The 18,016-nt window shown below is 72.0% G+C and carries 17 protein-coding genes; 15 read left to right on the forward strand and 2 right to left on the reverse strand.

Annotation, left to right across the window (positions count from 1 at the left end; translation table 11 throughout):
* The first annotated feature begins 83 nt into the window (after nt 1-83).
* The 15 genes from pgsA (at nt 84) to relA (ending at nt 15,679) form a co-directional block, all read left to right on the forward strand.
* A complete protein-coding gene (gene pgsA, locus ABD363_RS22160) occupies nt 84-866 on the forward strand; it encodes a phosphatidylinositol phosphate synthase (protein WP_344606377.1) in 783 nt (260 codons plus the stop codon).
* Nucleotides 863-1,783: a phosphatidylinositol mannoside acyltransferase gene (locus ABD363_RS22165; protein ID WP_344606296.1), complete on the forward strand. Its 921-nt coding sequence runs from the start codon at nt 863-865 to the stop codon at nt 1,781-1,783. Before pgsA ends, ABD363_RS22165 begins: the two co-directional genes overlap by 4 nt.
* On the forward strand, nt 1,780-2,943 hold the full coding sequence (locus tag ABD363_RS22170; RefSeq protein WP_344606298.1) for a glycosyltransferase family 4 protein: 1,164 nt from the start codon (nt 1,780-1,782) through the stop codon (nt 2,941-2,943). The genes ABD363_RS22165 and ABD363_RS22170 overlap by 4 nt, the downstream gene beginning before the upstream one ends.
* Before the next feature lie 249 nt (nt 2,944-3,192).
* Nucleotides 3,193-3,735 carry a LemA family protein gene (locus ABD363_RS22175; RefSeq protein WP_344606300.1) on the forward strand — a complete coding sequence of 181 codons (543 nt, stop codon included), beginning with the start codon at nt 3,193-3,195 and terminating at the stop codon, nt 3,733-3,735.
* 159 nt (nt 3,736-3,894) lie between these two features.
* Nucleotides 3,895-4,800 (forward strand): pyridoxal 5'-phosphate synthase lyase subunit PdxS, encoded by a 906-nt coding sequence (gene pdxS / locus ABD363_RS22180; protein ID WP_344606302.1) that lies wholly within the window; start codon nt 3,895-3,897, stop codon nt 4,798-4,800.
* Between the two features lie 7 nt (nt 4,801-4,807).
* Entirely contained in the window at nt 4,808-5,419 is a 612-nt protein-coding gene (pdxT, locus tag ABD363_RS22185; RefSeq protein WP_344606303.1) for a pyridoxal 5'-phosphate synthase glutaminase subunit PdxT, read from the forward strand.
* Nucleotides 5,420-5,467: 48 nt separating this feature from the next.
* Entirely contained in the window at nt 5,468-6,220 is a 753-nt protein-coding gene (locus ABD363_RS22190) for a YebC/PmpR family DNA-binding transcriptional regulator (RefSeq protein WP_344606305.1), read from the forward strand.
* Between the two features lie 158 nt (nt 6,221-6,378).
* Nucleotides 6,379-6,945, forward strand: a complete 567-nt coding sequence (gene ruvC, locus ABD363_RS22195; protein ID WP_344606307.1) for a crossover junction endodeoxyribonuclease RuvC — start codon at nt 6,379-6,381, stop codon at nt 6,943-6,945.
* A complete protein-coding gene (ruvA, locus tag ABD363_RS22200; RefSeq protein ID WP_344606309.1) occupies nt 6,942-7,547 on the forward strand; it encodes a Holliday junction branch migration protein RuvA in 606 nt (201 codons plus the stop codon). The genes ruvC and ruvA overlap by 4 nt, the downstream gene beginning before the upstream one ends.
* A gap of 67 nt (nt 7,548-7,614) precedes the next feature.
* Complete coding sequence (gene ruvB, locus ABD363_RS22205) at nt 7,615-8,709, forward strand: Holliday junction branch migration DNA helicase RuvB (RefSeq protein ID WP_344606311.1); 1,095 nt, start codon at nt 7,615-7,617, stop codon at nt 8,707-8,709.
* 177 nt (nt 8,710-8,886) lie between these two features.
* On the forward strand, nt 8,887-9,387 hold the full coding sequence (yajC, locus tag ABD363_RS22210; RefSeq protein WP_344606313.1) for a preprotein translocase subunit YajC: 501 nt from the start codon (nt 8,887-8,889) through the stop codon (nt 9,385-9,387).
* A 132-nt stretch (nt 9,388-9,519) separates the two neighbouring features.
* Nucleotides 9,520-11,286: a protein translocase subunit SecD gene (gene secD, locus ABD363_RS22215; protein WP_344606315.1), complete on the forward strand. Its 1,767-nt coding sequence runs from the start codon at nt 9,520-9,522 to the stop codon at nt 11,284-11,286.
* A gap of 3 nt (nt 11,287-11,289) precedes the next feature.
* The gene (secF, locus tag ABD363_RS22220) at nt 11,290-12,414 is read left to right on the forward strand and encodes a protein translocase subunit SecF (protein ID WP_344606317.1); all 1,125 of its coding nucleotides are present in this window, start codon (nt 11,290-11,292) and stop codon (nt 12,412-12,414) included.
* Complete coding sequence (locus tag ABD363_RS22225; RefSeq protein WP_344606319.1) at nt 12,411-12,959, forward strand: adenine phosphoribosyltransferase; 549 nt, start codon at nt 12,411-12,413, stop codon at nt 12,957-12,959. Before secF ends, ABD363_RS22225 begins: the two co-directional genes overlap by 4 nt.
* 194 nt (nt 12,960-13,153) lie before the next feature.
* Nucleotides 13,154-15,679: a GTP pyrophosphokinase gene (relA, locus tag ABD363_RS22230; protein WP_344606321.1), complete on the forward strand. Its 2,526-nt coding sequence runs from the start codon at nt 13,154-13,156 to the stop codon at nt 15,677-15,679.
* An 84-nt stretch (nt 15,680-15,763) separates the two neighbouring features.
* Here the strand turns inward: relA and ABD363_RS22235 are convergent, their stop codons facing one another.
* Nucleotides 15,764-16,993: a DUF349 domain-containing protein gene (locus tag ABD363_RS22235; protein ID WP_344606323.1), complete on the reverse strand. Its 1,230-nt coding sequence runs from the start codon at nt 16,991-16,993 to the stop codon at nt 15,764-15,766.
* A gap of 138 nt (nt 16,994-17,131) precedes the next feature.
* Nucleotides 17,132-17,950: a peptidylprolyl isomerase gene (locus tag ABD363_RS22240; protein ID WP_344606325.1), complete on the reverse strand. Its 819-nt coding sequence runs from the start codon at nt 17,948-17,950 to the stop codon at nt 17,132-17,134.
* Nucleotides 17,951-18,016: the final 66 nt, after the last annotated feature.

Raw genomic sequence — 18,016 nt, forward strand, 5'->3', positions numbered from 1 at the left:
GGTCCCGCCGTGACCGGCACGTCCCCGGGCCGCGGCACGGCGCCCGGGTGCCCGGCCGCCGCGCCCGCGCGCGCGTGGCTACGATGGGCCAGCCGGTGGCCAGCAGGGGCCACGCGGCGACACCGACCGTCGGGAAGGCCATGCTGAACAAGTACGCGCGTGCATTCTTCACGCGTGTCCTCACACCGTTCGCCGCGTTTCTCATCCGCCGGGGCGTCAGCCCCGACACGGTCACGCTGATCGGCACCGCCGGTGTGGTCGCGGGCGCGCTGGTCTTCTACCCCCGGGGCGAGTTCTTCTGGGGCACGGTCGTGATCACGCTGTTCGTCTTCTCCGACCTCGTCGACGGCAACATGGCCCGCCAGCTCGGCCGCTCCAGCCGCTGGGGCGCCTTCCTGGACTCCACGCTCGACCGGGTCGCCGACGGCGCGATCTTCGGCGGCTTCGCGCTCTGGTACGCCGGAGGCGGCGACGACGACGTGCTGTGCGCGGTGTCGATCTTCTGCCTGGCCAGCGGCCAGGTCGTGTCGTACACCAAGGCCCGCGGCGAGTCCATCGGCCTGCCGGTCGCCGTCAACGGCCTGGTCGAGCGCGCCGAGCGGCTGGTGGTCTCGCTGGTCGCGGCCGGTCTCGCGGGCCTGCACGCGTTCGGCGTGCCGGGCATCCAGTACCTGCTGCCGGTCGCCCTGTGGGTCGTCGCCGTCGGCAGCCTCGTCACGCTGGTCCAGCGGGTCGTCACCGTCCGCCGGGAGTCCGCCGAGGCGGAGGCGGCCGAGGCGGAGGCGGGCGAGGCGGCGCCCGCGCGGGACAACGCCTCCGGGGCCCCCGGGAAGAACACCTCCCAGGGGAGCGGGGCGGCCACATGACGGTCCGGGAGCAGCTGTCCGATGCGCTGTACGGCCTCGGCTGGGGCACGGTCAAGAAGCTGCCCGAGCCGGTCGCCGTGCGGCTCGGCCGCACCATCGCCGACCTGGCCTGGAAGCAGCGCGGCGCGGGCGTGCGGCGGCTGGAGGACAACTACGCGCGTGTGGTGCCCGGCGCGTCGCCCGAACAGCTCGCCGAGCTGTCGCGCGCGGGCATGCGCTCCTACCTGCGCTACTGGATGGAGTCCTTCCGGCTCCCCGTCTGGAGCCCCGAGCGCATCGGGGCGGCGTTCGACCCCGAGGACCTGCACCACCTGACCGAGGGCCTGGCCACGGGCCGGGGCGTCGTGCTCGCCCTGCCGCACCTGGCCAACTGGGACCTGGCCGGCGCGTGGGCGATCACCCGGCTGGGCATCCCGTTCACCACGGTCGCCGAGCGGTTGAAGCCGGAGACCCTGTACGACCGGTTCGTCGCCTACCGGGAGGGCCTCGGCATGGAGGTCCTGCCGCACGACGGCGGCGCCGCCTTCGGCCTGCTGGCCCGGCGGCTGCGCGCCGGCGGCCTGGTCTGCCTGGTCGCCGACCGCGACCTGTCCGCCTCCGGCGTCGAGGTCGAGTTCTTCGGCGCCACCGCCCGGATGCCCGCGGGTCCCGCGCTGCTCGCCCAGCAGACCGGGGCGCTGCTGCTGCCGGCGACGCTCTGGTACGACGACTCGCCCGTCATGCGGGGCCGGGTGCACCCGCCGATCGAGGTGCCCGAGACGGGCACGCGGGCCGAGAGGACGTCCGTCATGACCCAGGCGCTGGCCGACGTCTTCGCCCGGGGCATCGCCGACCACCCGCAGGACTGGCACATGCTGCAGCGGCTGTGGCTCGCGGACCTCGGCCCCGCCGCGTCCGCCGAGAAGGGGACCGCGTGAGGATCGGCATCGTCTGCCCGTACTCCTGGGACGTGCCCGGTGGCGTCCAGTTCCACATCCGCGACCTCGCCGAGTACTTCATCCGCCTCGGCCACGAGGTGTCCGTCCTGGCGCCCGCCGACGACGACACGCCGCTGCCGCCGTACGTCGTCTCGGCCGGACGCGCGGTGCCGGTGCCGTACAACGGCTCGGTGGCCCGGCTGAACTTCGGCTTCCTGTCGGCGGCCCGGGTGCGGCGCTGGCTGCACGAGGGCGCGTTCGACGTCATCCACATCCACGAGCCGGCCTCGCCCTCGCTCGGCCTGCTGGCCTGCTGGGCGGCCCAGGGCCCGATCGTGGCCACCTTCCACACGTCCAACCCGCGCTCCCGCGCCATGATCGCCGCGTACGCCATCCTGCAGGCGGCGCTGGAGAAGATCAGCGCGCGGATCGCCGTGAGCGAATACGCCCGCCGCACCCTCGTGGAGCACCTCGGCGGGGACGCGGTGGTGATCCCGAACGGCGTCGACGTCGACTTCTTCGCCAGGGCCGAGCCCCGGCCCGAGTGGCAGGGCGAGACGATCGGCTTCATCGGGCGGATCGACGAGCCGCGCAAGGGCCTGCCGGTGCTGATGCGGGCCCTGCCGGGGATCCTCGCCGCCCGCCCGCGGACCCGGCTGCTGGTGGCCGGACGCGGCGACGAGGAGGAGGCGGTGCAGAGCCTGCCGGCGCGGCTCCGCTCCCGGGTCGAGTTCCTCGGCATGATCAGCGACGAGGACAAGGCCCGCCTGCTGCGCAGCGTCGACCTGTACGTGGCGCCCAACACCGGCGGCGAGAGCTTCGGGATCATCCTCGTCGAGGCCATGTCGGCCGGGGCCCCCGTCCTCGCCGCCGACCTGGACGCCTTCGCGCAGGTCCTGGACGGGGGAGCGGCGGGGGAGCTGTTTCCCAACGAGGACGCCGACGCGCTGGCCGACGCGGCCGTACGGCTCCTGGCGGACCCGAAGCGGCGGGCGGAGCTGCGGGAACGGGGCAGCGCCCACGTACGGCGGTTCGACTGGTCGACGGTCGGCGCGGACATCCTGTCGGTGTACGAGACGGTGACGGCGGGCGCGGCGGCGGTGGCCGCGGACGAGCGGACCACGGGACTGCGGGCACGGTTCGGGCTGGCGCGGGACTGACGGCGACGGCGCGCCTCCGGGGCCGTTCGGACCGGACCGGGCCGGAGGGCGCCGCCCCCGGGGCGCGGGACCGGAGCCCCGCCGGGCGCGGGGGCGCGCCTTCCGGCGCCGCGGCGCCACACCGGTCGAAGCGTTCCGCCGGGGGCGCGGGGAGCGCACTCCGCCGGTGTCCGGGGGTGCGGCCGCCGCGGCCGGCCGCCGCACGGCACCCGGCCGGCCCCGCGAAGCGCCCCGGTAGCCTTGCCGCCCGTGACCGCAACCCTCATCTGGATCCTCGTCGCGCTCGTCGCCGTCGGCCTGTATCTGAGCTGGACGGCGGGGCGCCTGGACCGGCTGCACGCCCGGATCGACGCCGCCCGCGCGGCGCTCGACGCCCAGCTGCTGCGCCGGGCCTCGGTGGCCCAGGAACTGGCCACCTCCGGAGTGCTCGACCCGGCCGCCTCGATCGTCCTGTACGAGGCGGCGCACGCCGCCCGGCAGGCCGAGGAGGAGCAGCGCGAGGTCGTCGAGAGCGAGCTGAGCCAGGCCCTGCGCGCCGTCTTCGCGGAGGCCCAGCAGGTCGAGGAGGTGCGGGCGGCCCCCGGCGGGGAGGAGGCGGCCCGCGAGCTGACCGAGGCGGTCCGCCGGGTGCCCATGGCCCGCCGCTTCCACAACGACGCCGTACGGGCCGCCCGCGCGCTGCGCCGGCACCGCAAGGTGCGCTGGTTCCGGCTGGCGGGCCACGCGCCGTTCCCGATGGCCTTCGAGATGGACGACGAACCGCCGGCGGCGCTGGTGGACCGGGCGTCCTAGGGGCGTCCCGCACGGCGCCGGGACGGCCCCGGTGACGGAAGGGTGAATTCCGGCCGAGGGAACAGGCCACTGCCTTCCCATTGGCCCTTGCAGTGGCCCCTCTCCTTCCCGTTTCCTCGGTACCGCACCGAACCCTCTTCCCTTCAGTGAGGTCAACCCGTGTCCATCACCGAGAACCAGGCTCCCGCGACCGGCACCGCCCGCGTGAAGCGCGGCATGGCCGAACAGCTCAAGGGCGGCGTGATCATGGACGTCGTCACGCCGGAGCAGGCGAAGATCGCCGAGGACGCGGGCGCCGTCGCCGTCATGGCCCTGGAGCGGGTCCCGGCCGACATCCGCAAGGACGGCGGCGTGGCCCGCATGTCCGACCCGGACATGATCGAGGGGATCATGAACGCGGTCTCCATCCCGGTGATGGCCAAGTCCCGCATCGGTCACTTCGTCGAGGCCCAGGTCCTGCAGTCCCTCGGTGTCGACTACATCGACGAGTCCGAGGTCCTCACCCCGGCCGACGAGGTGAACCACTCCGACAAGTGGGCCTTCACCACCCCGTTCGTCTGCGGCGCCACCAACCTGGGCGAGGCCCTGCGCCGGATCGCCGAAGGCGCCGCGATGATCCGCTCCAAGGGCGAGGCCGGCACCGGCAACGTCGTCGAGGCCGTCCGCCACCTGCGCCAGATCAAGAACGACATCGCCCGCCTGCGCGGCCTGGACAACCACGAGCTGTACGCCGCCGCCAAGGAGCTGCGCGCCCCGTACGAGCTGGTCAAGGAGGTCGCCGAGCTCGGCAAGCTGCCGGTCGTGCTGTTCTCCGCCGGCGGCGTGGCCACCCCGGCCGACGCGGCCCTGATGCGCCAGCTCGGCGCCGAGGGCGTCTTCGTCGGCTCCGGCATCTTCAAGTCCGGCGACCCGGCCAAGCGCGCCGCCGCCATCGTCAAGGCGACCACCTTCTACGACGACCCGAAGATCATCGCGGACGCGTCCCGCAACCTCGGCGAGGCCATGGTCGGCATCAACTGCGACACCCTCCCCGAGACCGAGCGCTACGCCAACCGCGGCTGGTGACCGCCCCATGACCGACGAAACCCCTGTCATCGGCGTCCTGGCCCTCCAGGGCGACGTACGGGAGCACCTCGTCGCCCTGGCCGCGGCCGACGCCGTGGCCAGGCCGGTGCGCCGCCCCGAGGAGCTGGCCGGCGTGGACGGCCTCGTCATACCCGGCGGCGAGTCCACCACCATCTCCAAGCTGGCCGTCCTCTTCGGGATGATGGCCCCCCTGCGCGCGCGTGTGCGGGCCGGCATGCCGGTCTACGGCACCTGCGCGGGCATGATCATGCTCGCCGACAGGATCCTCGACCCCCGCTCGGGCCAGGAGACGATCGGCGGCATCGACATGATCGTGCGCCGCAACGCCTTCGGACGGCAGAACGAGTCCTTCGAGGCCGCCCTCGACGTCAAGGGCGTTCCGGGCGATCCTGTGGAGGGAGTCTTCATCCGCGCCCCCTGGGTCGAGTCCGTCGGCGGCGCGGCCGAGGTGCTCGCCGAGCACGACGGCCACATCGTCGCGGTCCGCCAGGGCAACGCGCTGGCCACGTCGTTCCACCCGGAACTGACCGGCGACCACCGGGTGCACGCTCTGTTCGCCGACATGGTGCGCGCCAAGACGGCAGCCGAGTCCTTGTAGGATTCCAGGCGTTCGTACAGGGATGGGTAACGCGAAGGAGACAGGCAGATGTCCGGCCACTCTAAATGGGCCACGACGAAGCACAAGAAGGCCGTCATCGATGCCAAGCGCGGCAAGCTCTTCGCGAAGCTGATCAAGAACATCGAGGTCGCGGCCCGCATGGGCGGTCCCGACCCCGACGGCAACCCGACGCTGTACGACGCCATCCAGAAGGCCAAGAAGTCGTCGGTCCCGAACAAGAACATCGACTCCGCGGTCAAGCGCGGCGCGGGCCTGGAGGCCGGCGGCGCCGACTACGAGACGATCATGTACGAGGGCTACGGCCCGAACGGCGTCGCGGTGCTCATCGAGTGCCTCACCGACAACCGCAACCGCGCCGCCTCCGAGGTCCGCGTCGCGATGACCCGCAACGGCGGCTCCATGGCGGACCCGGGCTCGGTGTCGTACCTGTTCAACCGCAAGGGCGTGGTGATCGTCCCCAAGGGCGGGCTGACCGAGGACGACGTGCTGGCCGCCGTGCTGGACGCGGGCGCCGAGGAGGTCAACGACCTCGGCGAGACCTTCGAGGTCATCAGCGAGCCGTCCGACCTGGTCGCGGTCCGCACCGCCCTGCAGGACGCCGGCATCGACTACGAGTCCGCCGACGCCAACTTCGTCCCGACCATGCAGGTCGAGCTGGACGAGGAGGGCGCCAAGAAGATCTTCAAGCTGATCGACGCGCTGGAGGACAGCGACGACGTGCAGAACGTCTTCGCCAACTTCGACGTCAGCGACGAGATCATGGAGAAGGTCGGCGCGTAACGCCGCCGCGGGCTCCACTGGCTCCACGGGCCGACGGGACACCCCGTCGGCCCGTCGCTTTGCCGGGCGCCGCCGCGAGGCGTTGTCGGTGGCACCCGATAGCCTGCACGAACGGGGGTACCGCCCAACGAGACCGGGGAAGACCGAAGGAGGAACGCGTGCGCGTACTGGGGGTGGACCCGGGACTGACGCGGTGCGGCGTCGGTGTCGTCGAGGGGGTCGCGGGGCGGCCGCTCACGATGCTCGGCGTCGGCGTCGTCCGCACGCCCGTGGACGCGGACCTCGGCGACCGCCTCGTCGCCATCGAGCAGGGCATCGAACAGTGGATCGACGAGTACCGGCCGGAATACGTGGCGGTCGAGCGCGTCTTCAGCCAGCACAACGTCCGCACGGTCATGGGAACCGCCCAGGCCAGCGCCGTCGCCCTGCTCTGCGCCTCCCGCCGCGGCATCCCCGTCGCCCTGCACACCCCCAGCGAGGTCAAGGCCGCCGTCACCGGCACCGGCCGCGCCGACAAGGCCCAGGTGGGCGCCATGGTCACCCGCCTGCTGAGACTCGGCGCGCCCCCGAAGCCGGCCGACGCCGCCGACGCCCTCGCCCTCGCCATCTGCCACATCTGGCGCGCCCCCGCCCAGAACCGTCTCCAGCGGGCCGTCGCCCTGCACACGGCGAAGACCCCGCCGGCGGCGAACGCCCCGCACGCACCGAAAGGCCGTACGGCATGATCGCCTTCGTCAGCGGCACGGTCGCCGCACTCGCCCCCGACGCCGCGGTGATCGAGGTCGGCGGCGTCGGCATGGCCGTCCAGTGCACCCCGAACACGCTCTCCGCGCTCCGCGCCGGCCAGCCCGCCAAGCTCGCCACCTCCCTCGTCGTACGCGAGGACTCCCTCACCCTGTACGGCTTCGCGGACGACGACGAGCGCCAGGTCTTCGAGCTGCTCCAGACCGCGAGCGGGGTGGGACCCCGCCTGGCCCAGGCCATGCTGGCCGTGCACACCCCGGACGCCCTGCGCCGGGCCGTGGCCACCGGGGACGAGAAGGCCCTCACCGCGGTCCCCGGCATCGGCAAGAAGGGCGCCCAGAAACTGCTCCTGGAACTGAAGGACCGCCTGGGCGAGCCCGTCGGCGCCCCGGCCGCCGGGGCACCGGCCGCCGCCGGCTGGCGCGACCAGCTGCACGCCGCGCTCGTCGGCCTCGGGTACGCGGCCCGCGAGGCCGACGAGGCGGTGGCCGCCGTCGCCCCGCAGGCCGAGGCGGCCGGGGGCACGCCCCAGGTGGGCCACCTGCTCAAGGCCGCCCTGCGGATGCTGAACCGGGCCCGCTGACCCGCGGCCCTCCGGCCCCTGGCCCTCCCATCCACGACCCTTCGATCCACGACCCTCCGAGGCACACATGAACTGGGACGACACGACCGACAGCCCCGCCCCCGAGCGGCCCGTCGGTCCCGCCGCGGAGCGGCTGGTGGACTCCGCCGCCGACCGTGACGACCAGGCGGTCGAGGCCGCCCTGCGCCCCAAGGACCTGGACGAGTTCATCGGCCAGGAGAAGGTCCGCGAGCAGCTCGACCTCGTCCTGCGCGCCGCCCGCGCGCGCGGCGCCACCGCCGACCACGTCCTGCTCTCCGGCGCCCCCGGCCTCGGCAAGACCACCCTCTCGATGATCATCGCGGCCGAGATGGGCGCCCCCATCCGCATCACCTCCGGCCCCGCCATCCAGCACGCCGGCGACCTCGCCGCGATCCTGTCCTCCCTCCAGGAGGGCGAGGTCCTCTTCCTCGACGAGATCCACCGCATGTCCCGGCCCGCCGAGGAGATGCTCTACATGGCGATGGAGGACTTCCGCGTCGACGTCATCGTCGGCAAGGGACCGGGCGCCACCGCCATCCCGCTCGAACTGCCGCCGTTCACCCTGGTCGGCGCCACCACCCGCGCGGGCCTGCTGCCGCCCCCGCTGCGCGACCGCTTCGGCTTCACCGCGCACATGGAGTTCTACGAACCGGCCGAACTGGAACGCGTCATCCACCGCTCGGCCGGCCTCCTGGACGTCGAGATCGAGCCGGACGGCGCCGCCGAGATCGCCGGCCGCTCCCGCGGCACGCCCCGCATCGCCAACCGCCTGCTGCGCCGGGTGCGCGACTATGCCCAGGTCAAGGCCGACGGTGTGATCACCAAGGAGATCGCCGCGGCCGCCCTCGCGGTCTACGAGGTCGACTCCCGCGGCCTGGACCGCCTCGACCGGGCCGTCCTGGAGGCCCTGCTCAAGCTGTTCGGCGGCGGCCCCGTCGGCCTGTCCACGCTCGCCGTCGCGGTGGGGGAGGAGCGGGAGACCGTGGAGGAGGTCGCCGAACCCTTCCTCGTCCGGGAGGGCCTGCTCGCCCGTACTCCGCGTGGCCGGATCGCGACGCCCGCCGCATGGGCGCACCTCGGCCTGACCCCGCCCCGTGCGCAGGGCGGCGGAAACGGACAACAGGATCTGTTCGGGGCGTGAGGGGGCGCCGGCCCGGCGAGCTCGGTGGCCGGAGCAGGAACCCCGGTGCCATGCTGGGCGTTGTTCCCTGCGCGCGGACTCGCTTAGACTCCGCCGATGCCGCCTTCGTCGGCGGTACGCATACCCCCAACCATCAGGCCGCTCACCATCGCGGTCGTGTGAAGGAAGTACCGACCCGTGAGTCTCGTGACCCTCCTCCCGTTCATCGTGCTCATCGGGGCCATGTTCCTGATGACCCGGTCGGCCAAGAAGAAGCAGCAGCAGGCCATCGAGATGCGGAACCAGATGCAGCCCGGTTCCGGCGTCCGCACGATCGGGGGCATGTACGCCACGGTCAAGGAGGTCAACGAGGACACGGTCCTCCTCGACGCCGGTCCGGGCGTCGAGCTGCTCTTCGCCAAGAACGCGATCGGCGCCGTCCTGTCCGACGACGAGTACAACCGCATCGTCCACGGCATCGAGCACGACCTGAAGTCCGACGCCGACATCGTCCCGGACGACGCCTCCTCCCTCACCGGGACCGACGAGCCCGCCGACGCTGCCGCCGCCTCCGACGACAAGTCCGTCGACCTCGGCAAGAAGGACCCGGCCGGCGAGCCGGCCGACGCCGTCGTGCCCGACGAGGTGAGGACGGACGCACAGCCGAAGAAGACCGACGGCGACTCCGACGCGAAGTAGCCGTGCCCCGGGGCGCGCGGGCCATGCCCGCGCGCCCCGGACCCTGCGCGGCTCGCACGGGATCCCGACACCATGTCATGGCCGCCCGTCCGCCGACCCGGCGCGAGGCGGCCCGAGAGGGAGTACGAGAAGGTGGCAGCACCCAAAAAGGGCCGGAACGCGAGCGCCCAGAGCAAACCGGGGCGCTCGCTGGCCCTGATCCTGATCGCCATCGTGGCGCTCACCGGAGGCATGTTCGCCTCCGGGCACACCACCCCGCGCCTCGGCATCGACCTGGCCGGCGGTACGAGCATCACGCTCCGGGCCGTCCCGGAGGCGGGCCAGGAGTCCGCGATCAACAAGACCAACATGGACACCGCGGTCGACATCATGAACCGCCGTGTCAACGGTCTGGGTGTGTCCGAGGCCGAGGTGCAGACCCAGGGCTCCAGGAACATCATCGTCAACATTCCCAAGGGCACGAACTCCGAGCAGGCCCGGGAACAGGTCGGCACCACCGCCAAGCTCTACTTCCGCCCGGTCGTCGCCACCGAGGTCTCCGGCGGCGCGACGGCCGACCCCTCGCCGAGCGCCTCCGGCGGCGCCTCGGACGAGGACAAGGCCACCGACAAGGACGCGGCGAGCTCGTCCCCGTCCGCGTCCGGCTCCACGTCCCCGTCGTCGAGCCCCACCTCCCAGGGCCGTGCGGTCACCGACGCCCTGAAGGCGGACGCCACGCCCAGCGCCTCCGCGAGCGCGAGCGCCTCCGCGAGCGCCTCCCCCTCCGCGAGCGCCGGCGGCACCGAGGCGGACAGCGGGCTGCAGGCCGCGTACGCCGCGCTCGACTGCACCGACAAGGCGGCCCGTGCCGCCGCCGGGGACGGCGCCAAGCCCACCGACTCCACCGTGGCCTGCGGCCAGAACGCGCAGGGTCAGTGGCAGAAGTACATCCTCGGCCCCGCCGAGGTCGACGGCACGGACGTCAAGAAGGCCCAGGCCGTCTTCAACACCCAGACCGGTGCGGGCTGGACGGTCCAGATGGACTTCACGTCCTCGGGCTCCAAGAAGTTCGCGAGCATCACCGGCAAGCTGGCCCAGAACCAGTCCCCGCAGAACCAGTTCGCCATCGTCCTGGACGGCGAGGTCGTCTCCGACCCGTACGTCAGCCAGGCGCTGACCGGCGGCAACGCGGAGATCTCCGGCAACTTCACCCAGGAGTCCGCGCAGAGCCTCGCCAACATGCTGTCCTACGGCGCCCTGCCGCTGACCTTCAAGGAGGACAGCGTCAACACCGTCACCGCCGCGCTCGGCGGCGAGCAGCTGCAGGCCGGTCTGATCGCCGGCGCCATCGGCCTCGCCCTGGTCGTGATCTACCTGCTGGTCTACTACCGCGGCCTGTCGATCATCGCCATCTTCTCGCTGCTGGTCTCCGCCGTCCTCACCTACGTGATCATGTCGCTGCTCGGTCCGGCCATCGGCTTCGCGCTGAACCTGCCGGCCGTGTGCGGCGCGATCGTCGCGATCGGCATCACAGCGGACTCGTTCATCGTGTACTTCGAACGCGTCCGCGACGAGATCCGCGAGGGCCGTTCGCTGCGTCCCGCCGTCGAGCGGGCCTGGCCGCGCGCCCGGCGCACCATCCTGGTCTCCGACTTCGTGTCGTTCCTCGCCGCCGCGGTGCTCTTCATCGTCACCGTCGGCAAGGTCCAGGGCTTCGCGTTCACGCTCGGCCTGACCACCCTGCTCGACGTGGTGGTCGTCTTCCTCTTCACCAAGCCGCTGCTCACGCTGATGGCCCGCCGCACGTTCTTCGCGAGCGGCCACAAGTGGTCCGGCCTGGACCCGAAGAGCCTGGGTGCCAAGCCGCCGCTGCGCCGCACCCGTCGTCCCGCTGGCCCCGTCGAGACGAAGGAGGCGTGAGCGATGTCGAAACTCGGCAACCTCGGCGCCCGACTGCACCGTGGCGAGGTCGGCTACGACTTCGTCAAGAACCGCAAGATCTGGTACGGCATCTCGATCCTGATCACCATCACGGCCATCGTCGGCCTGGCGGTGCGCGGCCTGAACATGGGCATCGAGTTCCAGGGCGGTGCCGTCTTCACCACGCCGAAGAACACCAGCGTCTCGGTGTCCCAGGCGGAGAGGTACGCGGAGGAGGCCTCCGGGCACGACGCGATCGTCCAGAAGCTCGGCGACGGCAGCCTGCGCATCCAGGTCGCCGGCATCGACACCGACAAGGCCGACCAGATCAAGGCCGACCTCTCCGCGGACCTGAAGGTCGACGCCGAGCAGATCAACGCCGACCTGGTCGGCCCCAGCTGGGGTGACCAGATCGCGGACAAGGCCTGGCAGGGCCTCGGCATCTTCCTGCTCCTCGTGGTGATCTACCTGGCGATCGCCTTCGAGTGGCGGATGGCGCTGGCCGCGTTCGTCGCGCTGATCCATGACATCACCATCACCACCGGCATCTACGCCCTCGTCGGCTTCGAGGTCACGCCCGGCACGGTGATCGGTCTGCTGACGATCCTCGGTTACTCGCTCTACGACACGGTGGTCGTCTTCGACAGCCTCAAGGAACAGACCAAGGACATCACCAAGCAGACCCGCTGGACCTACAGCGACGTCGCCAACCGCTCGATCAACAGCACCCTGGTGCGGTCCATCAACACCACGGTGGTCGCGCTGCTGCCGGTGGCGGGCCTGCTGTTCATCGGCGGCGGCGTCCTCGGCGCCGGCATGCTCAACGACATCTCGCTGTCGCTGTTCGTCGGCCTCGCGGCCGGCGCGTACTCCTCGATCTTCATCGCCACGCCGCTCGTCGCCGACTTCAAGGAGCGCGAGCCGCAGATGAAGGCGCTCAGGAAGCGGGTGCTGGCCAAGCGGGCCCAGGCCGCGGAGCAGGGCGAGTCCCCGGAGGAGACCCGGGACGCCGCCGACGAGCCGTACGCCGACGAGCCCGAGGACGCCGCCCCCGCGGTCGTCGGCCCGCGCAACCAGCCCGCGTCCCGCAGCCGGGGCCGTGGCCGACCCTCGGGGAAGCGCCGATGACCGGGCTCACCGACATCAGGACGCTGCTGCTCAGCCGCATCCGGGACGTGGCCGACTACCCGGAGCCGGGCGTGACGTTCAAGGACATCACCCCGCTCCTGGCGGACCCGGCGGCGTTCAGCGCGCTCACCGACGCGCTCGCGTCGATCGCCGAGCGCACCGGCGCCACCAAGATCGTCGGCCTGGAGGCCCGGGGCTTCATCCTCGGCGCCCCGGTCGCCGTCCGCGCCGGCCTCGGCTTCATCCCCGTCCGCAAGGCGGGCAAGCTCCCCGGAGCCACCCTCGGCCAGGCGTACGACCTGGAGTACGGCTCGGCGGAGATCGAGGTGCACGCCGAGGACCTGGCCGCCGACGACCGCGTCCTGATCGTCGACGACGTCCTCGCCACCGGCGGCACCGCCGAGGCCTCGATCCAGCTCATCCGCAGGGCGGGTGCCGAGGTCGCGGGCCTCGCCGTCCTGATGGAACTGGACTTCCTCGGCGGCCGGGCCCGCCTGGAACCGGCCCTGGCCGGCGCCCCGCTGGAAGCGCTGCTCACGGTCTAGAAACCCCTGGGCGCACCGGTGTACACCGGTGCGCCACCGAAGAGGCGGACCCGGAGGAATCCGGTGTCCGCCTCCCGCGTTTCCCGGGTACACGGTCCTCACCGTGGCCGGAAGGCGCTCCTGGGACCCAGGATCGCTACCATGGGGTCTCCGGAGCCTGACCGGGGGACCCGGATCGCGCACGAGGAGTCCTCTTGCCAGACGAGGCCCAGCACCTGACCGCCGCCAAGCCCGAGTCCGCCTCGGCAGCCGCGGCGAAGCCCGCGCCGAACGCGCCGCACGCGAAGAACGACACCCGCGGGCCGGTGCGGCACGCCCCGTCCGCGCCCGTCGACAAGCCCGCCGAGCAGGCCCGTCCCAAGCCCGCGCCCCCCGCGGTCCGCCAGTCCTCCGGACAGCCCGTCCGCTCCGGCTCCTCCAACCGCGTCCGCGCCCGCCTCGCCCGGCTCGGCGTCCAGCGCGCGAACCCCTACAACCCGGTCCTGGAGCCGCTGCTGCGGATCGTGCGCGGCAACGACCCGAAGATCGAGAACTCCACCCTCCGCCAGATCGAACGCGCCTACCAGGTCGCCGAACGCTGGCACCGCGGCCAGAAACGCAAGAGCGGCGACCCCTACATCACGCACCCGCTCGCCGTCACCACCATCCTCGCCGAACTCGGCATGGACCCGGCCACGCTGATGGCGGGCCTGCTGCACGACACCGTCGAGGACACCGAGTACGGCCTGGAGGACCTGCGCCGCGACTTCGGCGACGTGGTCGCCCTGCTCGTCGACGGCGTCACCAAGCTGGACAAGGTCAAGTTCGGCGAGGCCGCGCAGGCCGAGACGGTGCGCAAGATGGTCGTGGCGATGGCCAAGGACCCGCGCGTCCTGGTCATCAAGCTCGCCGACCGCCTGCACAACATGCGCACCATGCGCTACCTCAAGCGCGAGAAGCAGGAGAAGAAGGCGCGCGAGACCCTGGAGATCTACGCGCCCCTCGCCCACCGCCTGGGCATGAACACCATCAAGTGGGAGCTGGAGGACCTCGCCTTCGCGATCCTCTACCCCAAGATGTACGACGAGATCGTCCGCCTCGTCGCCGAGCGCGCCCCCAAGCGCGACGAGTACCTCGCCGTCGTCACCGACGAGGTGCAGCAGGACCTGCGGGCCGCCCGCATCAAGGCGACCGTCACCGGCCGCCCCAAGCACTACTACAGCGTCTACCAGAAGATGATCGTCCGCGGCCGTGACTTCGCGGAGATCTACGACCTGGTGGGCATCCGCGTCCTGGTGGACACCGTCCGCGACTGCTACGCGGCCCTCGGCACGGTGCACGCGCGATGGAACCCGGTCCCCGGCCGGTTCAAGGACTACATCGCGATGCCCAAGTTCAACATGTACCAGTCGCTGCACACGACGGTCATCGGCCCGGGCGGCAAGCCGGTCGAGCTGCAGATCCGCACGTTCGACATGCACCGCCGCGCCGAGTACGGCATCGCCGCGCACTGGAAGTACAAGCAGGAGGCCGTCGCCGGCGCCTCCAAGATCCGCACCGACGCGCCCAAGCCCGCCGGCAAGGCCGGCAAGGACGCGGCCGCCGTCAACGACATGGCGTGGCTGCGGCAGCTCCTCGACTGGCAGAAGGAGACCGAGGACCCCAGCGAGTTCCTGGAGTCGCTGCGCTTCGACCTCTCCCGCAACGAGGTCTTCGTCTTCACCCCGAAGGGTGACGTCATAGCCCTCCCGGCCGGTGCCACCCCGGTCGACTTCGCGTACGCCGTGCACACCGAGGTCGGCCACCGCACCATAGGAGCCCGGGTCAACGGCCGTCTGGTACCGCTCGAATCCACACTGGACAACGGCGACCTGGTCGAGGTCTTCACCTCCAAGGCGCCCGGCGCGGGCCCCTCCCGCGACTGGCTCGGCTTCGTGAAGTCGCCGCGCGCCCGCAACAAGATCCGGGCGTGGTTCTCCAAGGAGCGCCGGGACGAGGCGATCGAGCAGGGCAAGGACGCCATCGTCCGCGCGATGCGCAAGCAGAACCTGCCGATCCAGCGCATCCTGACCGGCGACTCCCTGGTGACGCTCGCGCACGAGATGCGCTACGCGGACATCTCCGCGCTGTACGCGGCGATCGGCGAGGGCCACGTCTCCGCGCAGAACATCGTGCAGAAGCTCGTCCAGGCCCTCGGCGGCGAAGAGGCCGCCAGCGAGGAGATCGACGAGGCGGTACCGCCGTCCCGCGGCCGCGGCCGCAAGCGCCGCGCCAGCGCCGACCCCGGCGTGATCGTCAAGGGCGTCGAGGACGTCTGGGTGAAGCTCGCCCGGTGCTGCACGCCCGTGCCCGGCGATCCCATCATCGGTTTCGTCACGCGGGGCAGCGGAGTATCGGTTCACCGCAGCGACTGCGTCAACGTGGAGTCACTGTCCCGCGAGCCCGAGCGCATCCTCGACGTCGCATGGGCGCCCACGCAGTCCTCGGTGTTCCTGGTCGCCATCCAGGTCGAGGCCCTGGACCGCTCCCGGCTGCTGTCGGACGTCACGCGGGTGCTGTCCGACCAGCACGTCAACATCCTCTCCGCGGCCGTCCAGACCTCCCGCGACCGCGTCGCCACCTCCCGCTTCACCTTCGAGATGGGCGACCCCAAGCATCTGGGGCACGTGCTCAAGGCGGTCCGGGGCGTGGAGGGCGTGTACGACGTGTACCGGGTGACGTCGGCACGCAACCGGTCGTAGCGGCCCCGAGGACGCGCCCACGACGGCGAGGGGCTCCCGTACCCGGGTACGGGAGCCCCTCGCCGTCGTGCGCCGGCGCCGGCGTCAGCCGCCGAACTCCTGCAGCCCCTTCAGCGCCTGGTCCAGCAGCGCCTGGCGGCCCTGAAGCTCCTTCTCCAGCTTCTCGGCCTTGGCGTCGTTGCCCTGGGCGCGGGCCTGCTCGATCTGGGACCTCAGCTTGTCCACGGCGGCCTGGAGCTGGCCGGTCAGACCCTCCGCACGCGCGCGCGCCTCCGGGTTGGTCCGGCGCCACTCGGCCTCCTCGGCCTCCTGCAGCGCCCGCTCCACCGCGTGCATCCGGCCCTCGACCCTCGGCCGGGCGTCACGCGGCACGTGGCCGATGGCCTCCCAGCGCTCGTTGATCGCGCGGAACGCGGCGCGGGCCGCCTTCAGGTCCGTGATCGGCAGCAGCTTCTCGGCCTCCTGGGCCAGCTCCTCCTTGAGCTTGAGGTTCTCCGCCTGTTCGGCGTCGCGCTCGGCGAACACCGAGCTGCGGGCGGCGAAGAAGACGTCCTGGGCGCCGCGGAAGCGGTTCCACAGCTCGTCCTCGTGCTCGCGCTGGGCGCGGCCCGCGGCCTTCCACTCGGCCATCAGCTCGCGGTAGCGCGCGGCCGTCGGACCCCAGTCCGTCGAGTCCGACAGCGCCTCGGCCTCGGCGACCAGCCGCTCCTTGACCCTGCGGGCCTCCTCGCGCTGCGCGTCCAGCTGCGCGAAGTGCTGCTTGCGCCGCTTGGAGAACGCCGACCGCGCGTGCGAGAACCGGTGCCACAGCTCGTCGTCGGACTTGCGGTCCAGCCGCGGCAGGCCCTTCCAGGTGTCCACCAGGGCCCGCAGCCGCTCCCCGGCCGCCCGCCACTGGTCGGACCGGGCGAGCTCCTCGGCCTCCGCGACCAGCGCCTCCTTGGCCTGACGCGCCTCGTCGGACTGCCGGGCCCGCTGCGCCTTGCGCTCCTCGCGGCGCGCCTCCACCAGTTCCACGAGCTTGTCCAGCCGGGCCCTGAGAGCGTCCAGATCGCCCACGGCGTGGTGCGCGTCGACCTGCTCCCGGAGGTGGTCGATGGCGGCCAGGGCGTCCTTCGCCGACAGGTCGGTGGTCCTCACCCGCTTCTCGAGGAGGCCGATCTCGACAACCAGGCCCTCGTACTTGCGCTCGAAGTAGGCCAGTGCCTCCTCGGGGGAGCCGGCCTGCCAGGAACCGACGACCTGCTCGCCGTCGGCCGTACGCACGTACACGGTCCCCGTCTCGTCGACGCGGCCCCACGGGTCGCTGCTCACAGCGCCTCCTCCACATGATGCCCACCAGGGGGCCGAAGAGCTCCCCCGGGCATCGTCCACAGTTTCGTCACGGCCAACATAGGCGACCGGCGGGCGGCCTGTCCGCATCCCGCGCGACCGAAATTTCGCAGTTGGGGGTCAGGATTCGGTGACCGTCGCCTTGTCGATCACGACCGTCGCGTTCGGGGCGCCGTCCCCGGCGCCCGTGCTCTCACCCGCGGCGGCGATCTTCTTCAGCACCTTCATCCCCGCGTCCGAGACGGTGCCGAACGGTGTGTAGCTGGGCGGCAGCTGACTGTCCTGGTACACCAGGAAGAACTGGCTGCCACCGCTGTTCTTCTGCCCGGTGTTCGCCATCGCCACCGTGCCCGCCGGGTAGACGTTGTCCTTCAGGCTCTCGTCCTTCAGGTTCTCGTCGGGGATCGTGTAGCCGGGGCCGCCGCTGCCGCTGCCCGTCGGGTCGCCGCACTGCAGCACGTAGATGCCGCTGGTGGTGAGCCGGTGGCACTTGGTGTGGTCGAAGAAGCCCTTCCCGGCGAGGAAGTGGAAGGAGTTGACGGTGTGCGGCGCCGCCGACGCCTTCAGCGCGATGTCTATCTCGCCGCAGGTCGTCGCGAGCGTCATCGTGTACTTCGCCGACTTGTCGATGGCCATCGCCGGCTCCTTCTTCCAGGTCTTCGACGTGGCCTTGCCCGCGGCGGGCTTCTCGCACGGGTCCTCGGGCTTGCTCGCCGAGGCGCTGGGCGTGACCTCCGCGCCGGCCTCGGCCCGGTCGTCGTCTCCCTCCAGGACCCCGGTCGTGTACAGCGCGAGGCTGCCCACCAGGACCACGCCGAGCACCGACGCGATCACCGCGTTGCGCGTGCGCGCCCTGCGCCGCGCCTGGGTGCGCCGCTGCTGCTGCCGCAAGAACTTCTCCCGGGCGAGCTGACGCCGCCGCTGCTCCTGGCTGACCACCGGGTTCTCTCCTCATGCGTCTCGTATGCCGACCGGTACGCGTGCGCCCTGTGAGCCGACCGCATG

The sequence above is a fragment of the Streptomyces glaucus genome (assembly GCF_039533365.1).
Classification (GTDB): domain Bacteria; phylum Actinomycetota; class Actinomycetes; order Streptomycetales; family Streptomycetaceae; genus Streptomyces; species Streptomyces glaucus.